Here is a 14,426-nt window from a genome sequence, read left to right as displayed (position 1 = left end):
TTTCGCGCCCAGAAAGGCTTTTATTGGCCTTTAGGGGGTGCTGGAGGTGGTTCCGCAGGCCCCTGAGCCTCGCGAACGCTGTGGCGACGGGCGGCATGGCGATCCTTGCGGGCTGTGTCGATCAACTTCTTGGTCGCCGAATCAACAGGCTTATCCAGAGCTTTCAGGATTTCTGCGATGCGGACGATGTTGCTGCTCCAATCCGTGAAGATGATCTGGTTGGTGGCAGAAACGCTATTCATCTCGCCATCCCTGGATGGCAGAACACGCACTTCGCGCATCACGTCCTCGACAGAAATATTTTTCAGTTTAACGACCCACGCCACCATTCTTTGTGGTGTCACTGATGGAACCTCTGTCGTCACATCAATCAGGTCACGCTGAATGCTGCGTGCAGATTTCACCACCATCACGTCGGCCTGTTTGGAAATGGCAAAGCCGTTGGTGGAAAGGGCCAGGGACAATTGATTGAAGGCCTCGGTCAGCTCGACAGGTTCTTGATTGAAGATCGAAATCTTCCCGCGCACGCCAGGATCCAAAACGAACTTCTGGCCAGTGGCTTTCGAGTAAATCTCGATCACCTTGGAAAGCTCTTCGTTATTGAAATACATTTTGATTTTATCGGTGGCATGAGCTGAAGACAGAGAGAAAAGGCAAATAAACAACGCGCTGCTGACGTACTTAAGCATGGGACCTCCTGCAGCCTTAAAGGCTAGGAGGCGGACGAAGGGACGGCAAGTCCAGCTTTATTAAAGCTGGGCGGCCAAACAAGCCGCCAAGGTTTGCTCTGCGTAAGGGGACAGGGCCATGCGAGAGTGCCCCTGCGGATCTCTGTGTTCCGTATAAAGGTCGCTGGCATCAGTCATGCGTTCAATCATGCAGCCTGTTTTGCGCTGCTGCTGGATTTCCATCTTCACAAGGCAAGTGCGGTTGCGCAAAGAACAGCGGATGTCCTGAAAATGAACCCCTGGGTTCAGGTTTTCTTCATTCAAAGTTTTAAGGATCTGAGCCTTATCCTGAGGGGCAAGAAAAGCATGGGCAGGAGAAGCCACAAAAGCGAAAAGGGCGAGAATGAGTCCGAAAGTGTTGTTCATAGAAGCCTCCTTGTTATGAACTGTTACTTCTTAACGTACAGTTCTAACAAAGGCCCCCATGATGAGTAAAAGGCATATAAAGAATTCGAATATGCACGTAACGAATACTTATTCGTTACGTGGGCATTCTTTTTTCTCGTCGTTGCAGGTGGGCTTGATGTCAGCCACCACGGGTTGTGACTCAGAAGCCACTTGGCGGGTGATCACTGGAACAGTTGTGGTGTTTTTGGCGTGGCTGATCGGGGCCATCGAGCAATTCTGATAGAAAAGTATCACTACGGGATTTATCACCAGCATCGCTACGAAACTAAAACTGCCCTTATTCATCATACTGCCTCCACACTGAGTCCTAATGGTCACACCCTTTCTTTTACGGACGAAAGCCTGCAAGACTTTAGTCAATTTGTAAGGATTCTCACCTTGATTCAAAAAAAGGCACTTTCTCATCTTGAGAGAATCAAAAGACCCAGAGATAATAGCTAAGTGGTGAAGAGGCCTATGAAAGCATTTATCTTGAGCGCGATTACGTTGATGTCATTGGGGGCAAAAGCCGTCGAGTTCCCCAATCTTCAACAAGAGTGTATGAACGAGCTTAAAAAGTTTCCTGGTGCGTGGGATGACAAACTCCTTAAGCAAGCTTGTGACAAAGTACAAATTGATTCCCAGTGTGTTAGCGCCGAAGGGCGCCCCATCTATCACTATGACAAAATGTCATCTGCAACTGGAGCCAAGAAGGTTCTGGTCATCAGTCTGATCCACGGGGATGAAACTCCGGCCGGCACTGTGGGCCGTTATTGGATGGAACGACTTGAAGGGATAGATCCGCGCAACTCTTGGCGTGTGATTCCCATGCTGAATCCTGATGGCGTGAAATATAAAACCCGCTACAACGCCAATAAGATCGATATCAATCGCAACTTCCCAACAAAAGATTGGGATGCGGGGGCTTTGACGGCATGGCGTCGGTCCACGAACTCCAACCCGCGTCGTTTCCCGGGCAACCAAGGGGGCAGTGAGCCTGAAACAAAGTGTGCACTGAAGCACCTTGAGGATTTCCAGCCCGACTTTATCGTTTCTGTGCACACACCTTTGAAGGTGCTTGATTTTGATGGACCAAAAGTGTCCCCACCACCGAAGTTTGATTATCTGCCATGGAAGTCTTTGGGGAATTACCCTGGCAGTCTGGGGCGCTACATGTGGGTTGAAAGACAGACTCCTGTGTTGACGATGGAGTTAAAAGAGAATCTGCCGCCGAATCTGGCACCTTTTGAGCAGCTTCAGGATATTATCGGCTCTTTGGTGATGCTGGAAAACGGCAAAAAAAAAGAGGAGACATCAAACGTCTCCTCTCCAACTAGCTTTTTACCGGTAGCGCTTGAGCACTAGAAATCGCTGATTGAATCTTCCAGGCCAGGGAAATCGATGAATGGATTTCTGTTTCCCTGCATTTTGTGAATCTCATCATTACGATTTAACTCTTCTTCATCAATCGGATCTTCTTTGGACCATTTGCGAAGTGTGGATTCCTGACGGGAATCAATTGGAAGGTCATAGCGGACTGAGAAGTAGAACAAGGCACGAGCCACGTTGCCGCGGTGATTTGCCGGTGGTTCGAACACATCCCCACTGCCGGAAGCCCCTCGGCCGAAGCGGGAGACTTTGCATTTCAATGTCTTTCGATCCTGTACAACCTCGCCAAATGGATTGTTGCCGCGGATGGAGTTCATTTCATTGTCCGTAGGGTACAAGTGGTGCATGTCGGCTTTTTGCATGTTTTTGTTGTGGCGGCCAGAGAAACGGCTTTGTGGCCAGGTGTGCTCAGTGTTGACAACGTTGCCGTCTGGAATCGTGCCGGGGTGAGGAGCGTTGCCGCCGCGGAAATCATCTGAAGTTCTGATCTTGTCACAGTAAACATCTTTGATGGCATAGTCGCCGCTGCCTTGGTCGATCAGGTAGAAGCTGCCCAGAAGGAAGGTGCGGGCGCCATCATAACCCAGGGAAACATGCTGATAGCAGTTTTGACCGTTGCAGCCGTTCACAATCTGATCGTAGCTGCCATTGACACGAAGGTGGAAACTGCGAAGAACAAAATTGATATTCTTTTTTAGATCATCGTTAGAGATTCCAGAGCCCAGATCGCGATAGAATTGTTCGCCGTAATAAGGAACTTCATTGGAAGCGGGAGCTGCAAATACCAACTGTCCGCATAGTGTCGTAACGAGAACCAGAAGAGAAATCAAAGTGGCCTTCACTAAAACCTCCATAGTCAGGCATTTGAGGTGCCTGGTAGAAACGCTGCGCCCTATTCGCAACATATACGGGGAAAATCACAGTGAAGTTATTTCCAAAAGATCTGCGCCTTGCAAGAAGTTAATGAAAACTAACCGTTTACAAACAAATTTGTGCGGCGCAATGGTGATTTTAAACAGAAGAATTGTCGCAAATGAGGTCGGGACGACCCCATTTGTGGAAGGAATTAGCGGATCTTTTCGCACTGAAGTTGAAGGTCCCATCGAGTTTCCCATTTGTTCTGGAAAACCAATGCGGCTTCACGAGACTGAACCACAAGGCGGGCTTTCAGAGTGCGTTTGTCTAGTTCCAATTGGGAACGAATGTCGGGATCATAGGTCAGGGAAGAGCCTTCGAAGAAAGATTGCATTTTTAAGCTCTTGGAATCCTCTTGCAGCTCCTGACCCGCGAAGGCCAAGCCCGTATAAAAGGTCTCAAAGAACTTGTCGTTGATTCCGGCGTCTTTGTTGAAAGGGTTGTTATATTGAGAAAGTGGAATCCACTTGAGCTCCGCATGAGCATAGCGCTGGCCATCCAGATAGGGAACATTCCCAATGCACACTTCAAGGCGGTGCAGTTTGCGGTCTTGAAGCACCTCTGCGCCGACCGTGCAGGCATACCCCTTGTCAGAATGCCATCCTGAAGACAGGAACTTTTCGCATTCATGCGCCCAGGATGAGGCGGGAACAAGTGCTAAGGTGATAACTAATAGATGTTTCATTGAGAGGACTCCGAAGAAAAGCCCCCACACTGTATCGGGGCGATTCGTGTTATTTTTGTTGCAGAATTTGCGACAGGGAATTGCAGCTTGTATGCCAGTTAAAATAACCCCAGATCTGCTATATAAACGGCCTTCGGGATGTGGGTGAAAAAAATACGGGACCGAATAGAGGTTGGGCACCGTGGCTATTGAGGCTGTCGGGACTTTGGCAGCTCCAAAATCCCGACAACTTTTAGTGTGCGGCTTGTTTAGAAACCGGAAACATTTCCGATTTTACGTTCTTTTGAATCCTCAAGAGGCAGGATATCTTCTGCTTCCTTCTTAGGATGCTTCGCCAGCGTTGGCTTGAAGGCCGCCTTGACCGGCGGCTGGGATTTTTTTATTGGTCGGGAAGCTTCACGAGACTTGGTCGCGCCGACTCCATTTATCAGGACTCTTAGGTCTGTCACAAGATCTGCCAGCAAGACGGCTTGAGATGACATTTCTTCAGAGGATGCTGCGACTTCTTCAGATGACGCCGCATTGCCTTGGGTGGCCTGGTCCAACTGATTCATCGCTTTAGAAATCTGTTCAAGCCCTGTGGATTGTTCCTGGCTGGCGACGGAGATCTCGCTGTTTAGATCGGCCACTTTTTTCACGGACATTACGATGTCATGCAGAACCGTACCACTTTGACTTGCTACACGTGCACCGTTTTCACTCTTTGATACATTCTCTTTGATCAAAGAATTGATGTCCTTGGCAGCGGCAGCGCTTCGTTGTGCCAGGTTTCTGACGGCTTCAGCGACTACGGCAAAACCTTTTCCTTGTTCACCAGCGCGCGCAGCTTCTACTGCCGCATTTAAAGCCAGCAAGTTCGTTTGGAAAGCGATATCATCGATGACTGTGATGATCTCCTCGATTTTTTTAGATCCGCTGGCAATGTCTTCCATGGCGCCGATAAGTTTATTGATCTCGCGTTCGCCTTCTTCGGCAGAATCACGTGATTTCGCTGAAAGAGCATTGGCCTCTTTGGCATGATCAGCATTCAGTTTTACCATGCTGGAAAGCTCTTCCAACGATGCGACTGTTTCCTCAAGTGAAGCTGCGGCTTCTGACGAACCTGAAGACAGCTGCTGGCTGGCTGCAGAAAGTTGTGTTCCGGCTGAAGAGGTCTGTTCTGCAGCACCCGAAATATCACCACTGATGCGTCCCAAAGTGCCTGCCAAAGAGTTGGCGAACAGGAAACCTAGCACAGAAGCAAAGATAAAACCGATAGAGATAGTCAGAATGACCAGGATTTCCCCGCGTCGAGACGTGGCTTCGGCAGAAGCTTTTGATTTGCGGACTTCTTCTTCGTGGAACTTCAGTAGTGCATCAAGGCTTGCGACATGCTCATTGCGAAGATCGCGCACTTCCTCGTCCAAAACTTTCTGGGCCAGGGCGCTTTGATCTTCATGTGCGGCAAGCTTTAACACGCGTTCTCCGGCTGACACGTACTTTTTCCAGACGTCATCGACTTTATTGAACAAGGCTTCTTCGCCAGGAAGAAAAGGAGTTTCCAGATATTTTTTTGTGAAGTCGCTATAAATCTGTAAAGACTCTTCGAACTGTTTTTCGTACATAGCGTATTCATTGGGGTTTTTTGCCATCACTGCGCGCAGCATGGTGCGGTTGACTTCTTGCGCGCGATAGCGAATGCGTCCCAGAGCTTGTACATTTGGCAGGTTCTGGTTTGTGATCACGCTATAGATGGAAACAACGTTGCTGTTGGACCACCAGCCGATTCCGCCGACCACCAGGAGCAGCAATGAGATCCCCACAAACCCTGTTAACAATTTCGCCCTTAAACTCAACTTTGCAAACATACCGAAGCCCCTTATATATGACTTTTTTTTATTGAATACGGCGGAATCAACCAGAGTTGTATTTTTGCCGTAAACTCGGGGGCATCTATCGGAGTCGTGTTGGTTTACTTAATAGGTGAATAATAATATTATTCAAATCCGCCAGGATCACTGTCAGATTTGAACAGGTGAGTGTTTCATCGTATTCGATACAAATGTAGGACGGTCGCGGGACAGACTTTTAGTAAGAGAAAATCTTTTTGATATCCTTGTCGATCTCAGGAGTGATTTCGACTTTCAGAGCGCCGAGATTTTCTTGCAGTTGTTCGATGCTGGTGGCCCCCAGAATCACACTGCTGACGCCGTTTTGCGCGGCCGTCCAGGCCAGGGCTAGTTGGGTGCGACTGCACTCTAGCTGGTCAGCGATCTTTTTTAGTTCCCATACGCGCTGGCAGTTTTTTTCTGTGTAGAACGTGTCTTTCAACCAGTCGATGCGTGACAGGCGACCTTCAGTGACGCCTTTGTCGTATTTCCCTGTCAGCATTCCTGATGCCAGTGGAGACCACGTCACTAAACCCATTCCGTGTTGCTGCGCTTTGGGCTGCACGTTGGTTTCAAACTTGTCGCGCACCAAAAGATTGTACTGAGGTTGTTCGACTTGCGGCTTGTAATAGCCGCCTTTATCGCACACATCCATGGCTTCCTGAATCTGTTCGGCGGTCCATTCGCTTGTTCCCCAATATAAAATTTTTCCGTGATGAATCAAGTCGTCCATGATGCGCACAGTTTCTTCGACGGGAGTTTCAGGGTCATAACGATGGCAGAAGTAGATGTCCAGATAATCGGTGCCGATACGTTGCAGGGATTTGTTCACGGATTCCAAAATATGTTTGCGGGAAAGACCTTTGTCGTTGATGTCTTCGCTCATCGGCCAAAAAACTTTTGAGGAAATGACAAGTTCATGGCGAGGGAAGTCTTTCAGGGCTCCCCCCATGATGCGCTCGGATTCGCCTTTGGCGTAGATGTCAGCGATGTCGAAAAAATTGATCCCGGCCTCAAAAGCCACACGCAGAATGCTGCGCACAGAAGTGAAGTCTTTGACGGTGCCACCAAATGTAGTCCAGCCGCCCAATGAATAGGCGCCGATTTTTAAGCCGCAACGGCCAACGCTGCGATAAGGCATGTTAGGATTGAACATCAGGGCCTCCTTGCAGAAGCCCCATTATCTTAATGAAGAACCGGATGTTGCAAGTAATGATTGATTTCGACGATTCTGTCTTGTTGACTGACCACAGAGTCCTGGATCGCGATCAGCTTTTGCATCAGGTTGTGTTTAGCCATGCGAATTGCTTCAAAGATGTCCTCGTGAACGCCTTCAGCCTCGGCCTTCGCGCCGCTTTCGTTCAGAACGATCGCAATGCGGTACAGCTTCTTTAATCCTTCCTTGGTAAACTCGCGACCTTCTGTTTCATACTGGAGCGCCAGTTTTCTTGGGTCCCGGGCTACGACAGCGACCACTGTTTGTGGAGTTACAAAGTGCTCGAACTCCGCGATCTGCTGGTAGATAAAGGACTTAACCTCAGGATTTTGTTCAATAAGCTCAATGGTGGGGTTGAGAAGGGTCGTCATAGGCGGCCTCCTTTTCCTCGTAGTTATAGTGTAACAATGGGGTCGAATTTTGTCTGGTCAAGAAGGTTGGCATTCAAAAAATAATTTGAAATCGAATAGGTTTGCATTAGAATCCCGAACCTGGACCATAGGCTTGTGTCAGATTGAGATCATGGAAAATATTAAATCCGAAATAAAATTAGACTCATCTTGGAAGCAGCATCTTCATCTGGAATTCGAAACGGATCGCATGAAGAGGCTTAAAAGTTTTTTGGCTTCTGAGTACAAAGCCGGCAAGACCATCTACCCGCGGGGGGATGAATACTTTGCAGCTTTGAATCTGACTCCTTTTGACAAGGTGAAGGTCGTCATCGTCGGGCAAGATCCTTATCATGGTCCAGGGCAGGCGCATGGCCTTTGCTTCTCAGTGCGTGAGGGGGTTCGTTTTCCTCCATCTCTTCAGAATATCTACAAAGAGCTGCACAGTGATCTGGGGCTCCCCATCCCTCAAACCGGTTCGCTGACCAAGTGGGCTGAGCAGGGTGTGCTTCTGCTAAATGCGGTACTGACTGTGGAAGATGGCAAAGCGGCGGCTCACCAGGGTAAAGGCTGGGAAGAGTTCACGGATAAGATCATCCATGTGCTGAACGACGAAAAAGAAAATCTGGTATTTATTTTGTGGGGTTCTTACGCGCAGAAAAAAGCGTCCTTTGTGGACCGTAAGAAGCATCTGGTCTTGGAATCTGTGCACCCCTCTCCGCTGTCAGCGCATCGAGGATTCTTTGGGACCAAGCCCTTCTCTAAAACCAATGCCTATCTGAGATCCAAGGGACTTGGTGAAATTGACTGGGATTTGACGAAGCCTTCCTAGGTTCAATTGCAAAAACCGATGCTCTCATCCTGGTACGTGTAGGTCTTCTTTGGTAACCTTCCAAAGGATTTAAATGTCATTCCACCGATTCAAAGGTGCAAAAGCTCTAGCTATGCGGTGGTGCCTTGGTTAAGATTATAGAAGAACCTTTAATCTGAAGGAGAGTATCATGAGATGGCTTCTGGCGGTGGCAATGGTGTCTCTGGGGTTGGTGGTCTCTCACACAGAAAGGTCCGAGGCTGGGCCGGCGATTCGAATTATTGCCAGCGTTGAAACCGTCAAGGTGGCGGACGTGGTTAGAAAACTGCGCAGCGATAAGGATGGTGTCAAAGTGCTGTTGAGCAAGCACCAGGGTTCTTACTATCTTCCCAAAAGCAATCCGCAATTTGCCGAGTTACTGAAAAAACTCGAGTCCAGTCTGAAGACCCAAAAGGCCGTGGATGTCACTGCGGAGCAAGGTCAGCTCAATATTGTTGATGTGAAATAAGCCCGCGTTGTAAACTGGTCTCCATCTTTTAAGGAGATCTTTATGCGCAGTCTTGTTCTGGTTCTTGCTCTTATCTCATTGTCGTCTCATGCCCTGGCCACTTCGGCGGAAGAAGTGAAACAGAAAACAGCGGAAGCTGCATCTGCGGCGGCTGAATATTCCAAAGAACAAAAAGAAGAGTTCCAAAAAGACATGGAAACAAAACTCAATTCCATGAAAAAAGAAATCGCTGAAATGAAGGCGGAAGCCGCCAAGAAAACCGGCGAAGCCAAGGCGGAAATGAATGACCAGATCAAGGCTTTGGAGAAGAAACAAGAGGAAATGAAAAAGGACTTGGCGAAGCTGAAGAAGAGCTCTGGCAAAGCCTGGGGTGAAATGAAAGCTGGTATGAGCAAGGCGTGGGATGCAATCTCCGAGTCCTATGGCAAAGCCAAAGCCCACTTGTCTGAAGAAAAATAATGAAAAAAAGCTCATTGCTCTTTATTAAGGACCTGCCTCGTCTTTCAGATCTGGGAGACGAGCTTTTACTGATCCACGATGAGATTCTTCCCAAGAAATCGGCGGCCTTCCGCAAGTGGATGAAACAGTTCCCGTTGCGTTATCCGGTAAAGGCTGGAGAGTCTTTAAAATCTGTTGATCAGTTCCCTGAACACATCGCCAGAATCGTCCAGCTCTGTGAAGGGGCTTCGGCGCGCCGTTTGACGTTGGTTGTGGCAGGTGGAGGCAGTGTGGGTGACTTTGGCGGCTTTGTGGCCAGCATCCTTAAAAGAGGTGTGGGGTTGGTTCACCTGCCCAGTACCTGGCTGTCGGCTATTGACTCCGCTCACGGCGGTAAGACGGCGCTGAATGTGGGTTCTGCGAAGAACCAGATTGGGACATTCTATCCGGCACAGAAAATCATTCTTTCCAGGGCCCTTTTGATGTCCCAGCCCGAAGCTCGGGCCTTTGAAGGATTCGGAGAGCTGCTGAAGATCGCCCTGATATCGGGTGGTTCTTTGTGGAAGGATCTTTCTCAAGAATACGAAGTTCATGCTGATACTTTGTGGAAGTATCTGGCCCGGTCAATCGAGGCCAAGTACAAGGAAGTGGCCAAAGACCCTGAAGAAAAGTCAGGCCATCGGCATGTTCTGAATCTGGGGCATACCGTGGGGCATGTTCTGGAATCTTTCAATGAACTTCCGCACGGGATTGCGATCAATTACGGTTTGGACTTTGCCTTGCGTTTTAGTCTGCATAAGAAAATCATCACTCCGAAAGACTATGAAAAGCTGATGCTTTCGCCGGTGATGGGTTACTTGCTGTCACCTGTACGAGATGGTTTGTTGCAAAGCAAGGAATCAGTTCTGAAGGATTTCCGCAGGCAGCTTCTAAGTGATAAAAAGAAAACAAGTTCTTCGGATCTGCGTTTTGTGTTTCTAAAAAAGCCGGGACAATGTGTGATTCGTGAAGTTCCCGTGGACGAAATCCTGATGGAAATTGTTCGGCAGAAAGAAGATGAATGGTATGACTGAGTATCGCTTTCGCGGAGAGATTCCGGGTTCCAAATCCATTTTCAACCGGGCCTTGATTGTAAAAAGCTATTTCCCGGTGTTGGATTTGCAAGGTCACGCTGAATGCGATGATGTTCGCTTTATGCGTGAGGGCTTGAAGGGAATCCGCGAACGCAGTCGTATTGATTGCGGAGAGGGTGGCACCACTTTCCGTTTTATGGCACTTCGAGCGTCTCGGGTGCCGGGAATGCACACGCTGGAGGCGACGGCGCGCTTGCTGCAAAGGCCACAGCAGGGACTTTTCGATCTGCTGTCTCAGCTGGGCGTGCAAACTCAAGTCAAAGGGCGTGAGCTATTTATCGCCTCTCAAGGCTGGAAGCGTCCACGCACACCCATCAAGGTCAACACCTCCGAATCCAGTCAGTATGCTTCGGCGTTGATCCTGAACTCCTGGCTTCTGGATTTTGATCTTGAGTTTGAATTGGTGGGTGAGAAGGTTTCTGAATCTTATTTCGAACTGACCGTAAAGATGTTGAAAGAACTGGGCATGCGATTTCAGGTGCAGGGAAATAAGTATTTGATCCCGGCCGGTCAGCGTATCAGTAAACTTGAGTACCGGGTGGAATCAGATCTCAGCTCTGCCTTCACTATGGCGGCGGCCGGGGCTTTAAGCGGTGGGGCAAGACTTGAGAACTTTCCCATCAGAAGTTCTCAGCCGGATGTCGTGTTTCTGGAAATTTTTAAGCGAATGAACATCGCTTGGGAATTCAAAGAGCAAAGTCTTTGCGTCAGCTCCTCGGCGGGACTGCGTGCGACGGACTGTGACTTGTTCCAGTCGCCGGACTTGTTCCCGGTTTTGGCGGTGCTGTGCAGTTGGGCGCAAGGAAGTTCCAAACTGTACAATGCGCCTCATCTGGCAGCGAAAGAATCCAATCGCATTGCCAAGGTGGCGGATCTATTTCAAAAGCTCGGTGTAGCACATGAAGTTCTGCCAGACGGCATGATCATTCACGGAGATCCGGGCCAGGTTTTAAAGAAGGGAATTGTCTTTAATCCTGATCAAGATCACCGCATGGTGATGGCGGCCACTTTGATGAAGCTAAAAGGCCACGAGATCAAGATTGAGCATCCCGAGGCGATCAATAAGAGTTTCCCCGAGTTCTGGGGCATGATAGGAATCAAACCATGATCACTGTCGTTGTTGGGCACCGCGGAACGGGAAAAACCGAGTTGATGAAACGTATGCAAAACTATTTGCGGGACGCTTCGGTTGAGTTCGTGGATCTGGATGAATTAATTGAAGAGAAAATCGGCAAAACCATTCCTGAACTCTTTATGGAGCATGGAGAGGCCTACTTTCGCGAGCTGGAGCGTCAGTTATTCTTAGAAACCCTGCAAAAGCCACACACGGAAATGTATCTGGTTGTGGGGGCGGGATTTGATCTGACGGTCATCCCTGAAGCCGTGCGCGTTTTGTGGGTGCGCAGACAGACGGATCTGGATGGACGTATTTTTCTGAATCGTCCGCGCCTGAATCCTGAGATGTCTCCGTTGGAAGAATTCCAAAAAAGAGCGGTTGTACGCGAGGAAAACTATCGGGCCCATGCCGATGAAGTGTATCTGATGCCAGAGGGTCTTTTTGAAAATCGCCATCATGCGATGGCAGTTGAAAAAGCCCTTCTGACTCACAGCCTGCAGGATATTTCTGGCGTTCTGACTTTGACGCCGGACATTTTTAAATCTGAAAAGCGCTGGAATCTTTTTAAGACCCGTTTCGCCCGCAAAGGCGTGGATCTTTTTGAATTGCGCGATGATCTGCTAAGTTTTGAGCAGATCCAAAAAGCTCTGACCGAAATGTCTTCAGAAAACTTTATCTATTCGTTCCGCACAGCCCGGGAAAACCTTCCGGCTGAGCAGTCCCTGCTGGAGCTTTTAAAAAAAGTGTCTTGGGTGGACTGGGCAATTGAGCTCGGGAGTCCGGAAGTTCTGCTTTCAGTCGTTCCAGGTACGAAAGTGATTCTGTCCCTGCATGAAGAAAAGTTGAAAGACTTGTGGCAGGTTTTTGCCAACCAAGTGGCGCATTTGAAGTATGCGCCTTTGGTGGAAAGTTTTGGGGATCTTTGGGTCGGGCATCAGTGGCAGGCGCAGGATGAGTCTCGTCGCAGCTATCTGCCGAGGTCGCGCACAGGTCGCTGGGAATGGTATCGCCGTTTGCAAAAGGGGCGACAACTGCTGAACTTCTGGAGAGAAGGGGATGGCACGGCGGGGGATCAGCCTTCTTTGTGGGCTTGGATGATGACACCGGGCCGGCCGGCTTCCTTTGCTGCGGTTTTGGGGGATCCTGTTGTGCACAGCTATACCCCCATGGAACATTCTGATTTCTTTTACAAGATGAATCTGCCGGTGTTCGCAGTGGCGATTTACCGGGACGAATGGGATCAGGCTTTCCCGGTCTTGCAAGCCCTGGGGCTTTCACATGCCGCAGTGACATCACCGCATAAAGAGAACGCGGCGAAAAGCTGCCAGCATGAAAATCTGAAAGCTGTGAATACCTTATACCTCGACCGGAAGGCCCATCGTTGGATAGGCACGTCCACTGATGATCAGGGCTTTATGGAACTGATCGAGGGCGTAGGTATGATTGCGCCTTTGCAGAAGGAAATCTTTGTCTGGGGCGGTGGCGGAGTGCTGGAGATGATTGAAAAGGCCCTGCCCCATGCGACTTATTTTTCATCGCGCAGTGGACAGCCCAGAGCGTGTTCGGAAGCTTCCGCGGAGCTGAAGCCTAAGATCGTGATCTGGGCCGCCCCGAGATCCGCAGAAACCCAGCTGCCTCCGGCCGGTTGGAGTCCTGCGATGGTGTTTGATTTAAATTATAAAGAAGATTCAATGGGGCGCGAGTACGCCCAGCGCTGTGGGGCTAATTATCAATCTGGTTTGGTGATGTTCACAGCGCAGGCTCAAGGACAAAGAGCATTTTGGCGAAAGCTTGAGGAAAAATCATGAGTGCAAGTCAGTTCGGGTCTCGCTTTACGATAACGACATTTGGTGAAAGTCACGGGACAGCTCTGGGTGTGGTGATTGATGGGTGCCCCGCCGGTGTTGAATTTGACGAAGCTTTGTTGCGCAAAGAACTGGAGCGTCGTCGTCCCGGGAATCACGGTTCAGGTCAGATTGTGTCTGGTCGTCAGGAAGGGGATTTGCCTGAAGTGTTAAGCGGGGTCTTTGAGGGAAAGACTTTGGGAACTCCGATGGCGATCATTGTGCGCAATCAGGATGCGCGTTCTCAGGACTACGGTGTGATCAAGACTTCTCCGCGTGCGGGGCATGCGGATGATATGTGGAAGCAGAAGTTCGGCCATAGCGACCACCGTGGTGGCGGGCGCTCCTCAGGGCGGGAAACAGTGTCGCGTGTGATGGCAGGGGCCGTGGCGCAGATGATGTTGAAACATGTCAGTGCGCCGACCCAAGTGATCGGCTACGCTTCTCAGATCGGTCCGATCACCCTGACATCAGCGGAACGCGCCGAGGTTCAGAAAAAAGACATAGATTCCTTCCAGGCTCGCTTTCCGTCGGACCGAGATGCCGAAGTGGGAGAGCTTCTAAAAAAAGCCCAGGAAAACGGCGAAAGCCACGGCGGTGTTGCTGAAATTCTGATACAGAATCCGCCGGCCTACTTGGGTCAGCCTGTTTTTCATAAGCTGAAGTCTGATTTGGCTATGGCCTTTCTAAGTGTCGGTGCAACCAATGGCTTTGAGTTGGGTCTGGGCTTTGAGGCCTCCGAGGTGAAGGGGACCGAGTTTCATCAAAACAGCGCAGGTTCACAGTATGGGGGCATCCGGGGTGGGATTTCCACCGGTGAAAGCATTTTGTTGCGCGTGTCTTTCAAGCCCACCAGTTCTATCCTGGATGTGGCTAAGAAAGGTCGACATGATCCGTGCATCGTGACCCGGGCGATTCCGGTTTTAGAGGCGATGACATGGCTGGTGTTGGCAGATCACTATTTGTGGTCTAGAACAGACAGAATATAAGAGGTAATG

Annotated in this window: 16 protein-coding genes and 1 riboswitch; of the genes, 8 read left to right on the top strand and 8 right to left on the bottom strand. The window is 49.6% G+C overall.

Going from position 1 to position 14,426, the window contains the following annotated elements; translation table 11 throughout:
* Positions 1-20 precede the first annotated feature (20 nt).
* The 3 genes from ACZ50P_RS15535 to ACZ50P_RS15525 form a co-directional block, all read right to left on the bottom strand.
* Positions 21-689: a hypothetical protein gene (locus tag ACZ50P_RS15535; protein ID WP_464132201.1), complete on the bottom strand. Its 669-nt coding sequence runs from the start codon at positions 687-689 to the stop codon at positions 21-23.
* A gap of 60 nt (positions 690-749) precedes the next feature.
* The gene (locus ACZ50P_RS15530) at positions 750-1,094 is read right to left on the bottom strand and encodes a hypothetical protein (protein WP_464132200.1); all 345 of its coding nucleotides are present in this window, start codon (positions 1,092-1,094) and stop codon (positions 750-752) included.
* A 108-nt stretch (positions 1,095-1,202) separates the two neighbouring features.
* Complete coding sequence (locus tag ACZ50P_RS15525; RefSeq protein ID WP_464132198.1) at positions 1,203-1,424, bottom strand: hypothetical protein; 222 nt, start codon at positions 1,422-1,424, stop codon at positions 1,203-1,205.
* Between the two features lie 168 nt (positions 1,425-1,592).
* Between ACZ50P_RS15525 and ACZ50P_RS15520 the strand changes: the two genes are divergently transcribed.
* Positions 1,593-2,480 (top strand): M14 family zinc carboxypeptidase, encoded by an 888-nt coding sequence (locus ACZ50P_RS15520; protein ID WP_464132197.1) that lies wholly within the window; start codon positions 1,593-1,595, stop codon positions 2,478-2,480.
* Here ACZ50P_RS15520 and ACZ50P_RS15515 read toward each other — a convergent pair.
* The 5 genes from ACZ50P_RS15515 to ACZ50P_RS15495 all read right to left on the bottom strand — a co-directional run bounded on the left by ACZ50P_RS15515 (position 2,477) and on the right by ACZ50P_RS15495 (position 7,559).
* Entirely contained in the window at positions 2,477-3,346 is an 870-nt protein-coding gene (locus tag ACZ50P_RS15515; protein ID WP_464132195.1) for an endonuclease I family protein, read from the bottom strand. The genes ACZ50P_RS15520 and ACZ50P_RS15515 overlap by 4 nt on opposite strands.
* Positions 3,338-3,435, bottom strand: a riboswitch (purine riboswitch). It overlaps the preceding gene by 9 nt.
* Positions 3,436-3,570: 135 nt before the next feature.
* A complete protein-coding gene (locus tag ACZ50P_RS15510; protein ID WP_464132194.1) occupies positions 3,571-4,104 on the bottom strand; it encodes a hypothetical protein in 534 nt (177 codons plus the stop codon).
* 248 nt (positions 4,105-4,352) lie between these two features.
* Positions 4,353-5,951, bottom strand: a complete 1,599-nt coding sequence (locus ACZ50P_RS15505; protein ID WP_464132192.1) for a HAMP domain-containing methyl-accepting chemotaxis protein — start codon at positions 5,949-5,951, stop codon at positions 4,353-4,355.
* 220 nt (positions 5,952-6,171) lie between these two features.
* Entirely contained in the window at positions 6,172-7,128 is a 957-nt protein-coding gene (locus ACZ50P_RS15500) for an aldo/keto reductase family protein (protein ID WP_464132191.1), read from the bottom strand.
* A gap of 29 nt (positions 7,129-7,157) precedes the next feature.
* Positions 7,158-7,559 (bottom strand): hypothetical protein, encoded by a 402-nt coding sequence (locus ACZ50P_RS15495; RefSeq protein WP_464132190.1) that lies wholly within the window; start codon positions 7,557-7,559, stop codon positions 7,158-7,160.
* Between the two features lie 151 nt (positions 7,560-7,710).
* Here ACZ50P_RS15495 and ung point away from each other — a divergent pair, with 151 nt between their 5' ends.
* From ung to aroC, 7 genes are all read left to right on the top strand, one after another.
* Positions 7,711-8,409, top strand: coding sequence for a uracil-DNA glycosylase (ung, locus tag ACZ50P_RS15490; protein WP_464132188.1), 699 nt, complete (start codon positions 7,711-7,713; stop codon positions 8,407-8,409).
* Positions 8,410-8,578: 169 nt separating this feature from the next.
* Complete coding sequence (locus ACZ50P_RS15485; protein ID WP_464132186.1) at positions 8,579-8,896, top strand: hypothetical protein; 318 nt, start codon at positions 8,579-8,581, stop codon at positions 8,894-8,896.
* Positions 8,897-8,938: 42 nt separating this feature from the next.
* Entirely contained in the window at positions 8,939-9,355 is a 417-nt protein-coding gene (locus ACZ50P_RS15480) for a sll1863 family stress response protein (RefSeq protein WP_464132184.1), read from the top strand.
* Positions 9,355-10,407 (top strand): 3-dehydroquinate synthase family protein, encoded by a 1,053-nt coding sequence (locus ACZ50P_RS15475; RefSeq protein WP_464132183.1) that lies wholly within the window; start codon positions 9,355-9,357, stop codon positions 10,405-10,407. The genes ACZ50P_RS15480 and ACZ50P_RS15475 overlap by 1 nt, the downstream gene beginning before the upstream one ends.
* The gene (locus tag ACZ50P_RS15470) at positions 10,400-11,575 is read left to right on the top strand and encodes a 3-phosphoshikimate 1-carboxyvinyltransferase (RefSeq protein WP_464132181.1); all 1,176 of its coding nucleotides are present in this window, start codon (positions 10,400-10,402) and stop codon (positions 11,573-11,575) included. The genes ACZ50P_RS15475 and ACZ50P_RS15470 overlap by 8 nt, the downstream gene beginning before the upstream one ends.
* Positions 11,572-13,392, top strand: a complete 1,821-nt coding sequence (locus ACZ50P_RS15465) for a shikimate kinase (RefSeq protein ID WP_464132179.1) — start codon at positions 11,572-11,574, stop codon at positions 13,390-13,392. The genes ACZ50P_RS15470 and ACZ50P_RS15465 overlap by 4 nt, the downstream gene beginning before the upstream one ends.
* On the top strand, positions 13,389-14,417 hold the full coding sequence (gene aroC, locus ACZ50P_RS15460) for a chorismate synthase (RefSeq protein ID WP_464132177.1): 1,029 nt from the start codon (positions 13,389-13,391) through the stop codon (positions 14,415-14,417). Before ACZ50P_RS15465 ends, aroC begins: the two co-directional genes overlap by 4 nt.
* Positions 14,418-14,426 lie beyond the last annotated feature (9 nt).

The sequence above is a fragment of the Bdellovibrio sp. CKG001 genome (assembly GCF_055397465.1).
This window is presented reverse-complemented; position numbering and strand designations above follow the sequence as displayed.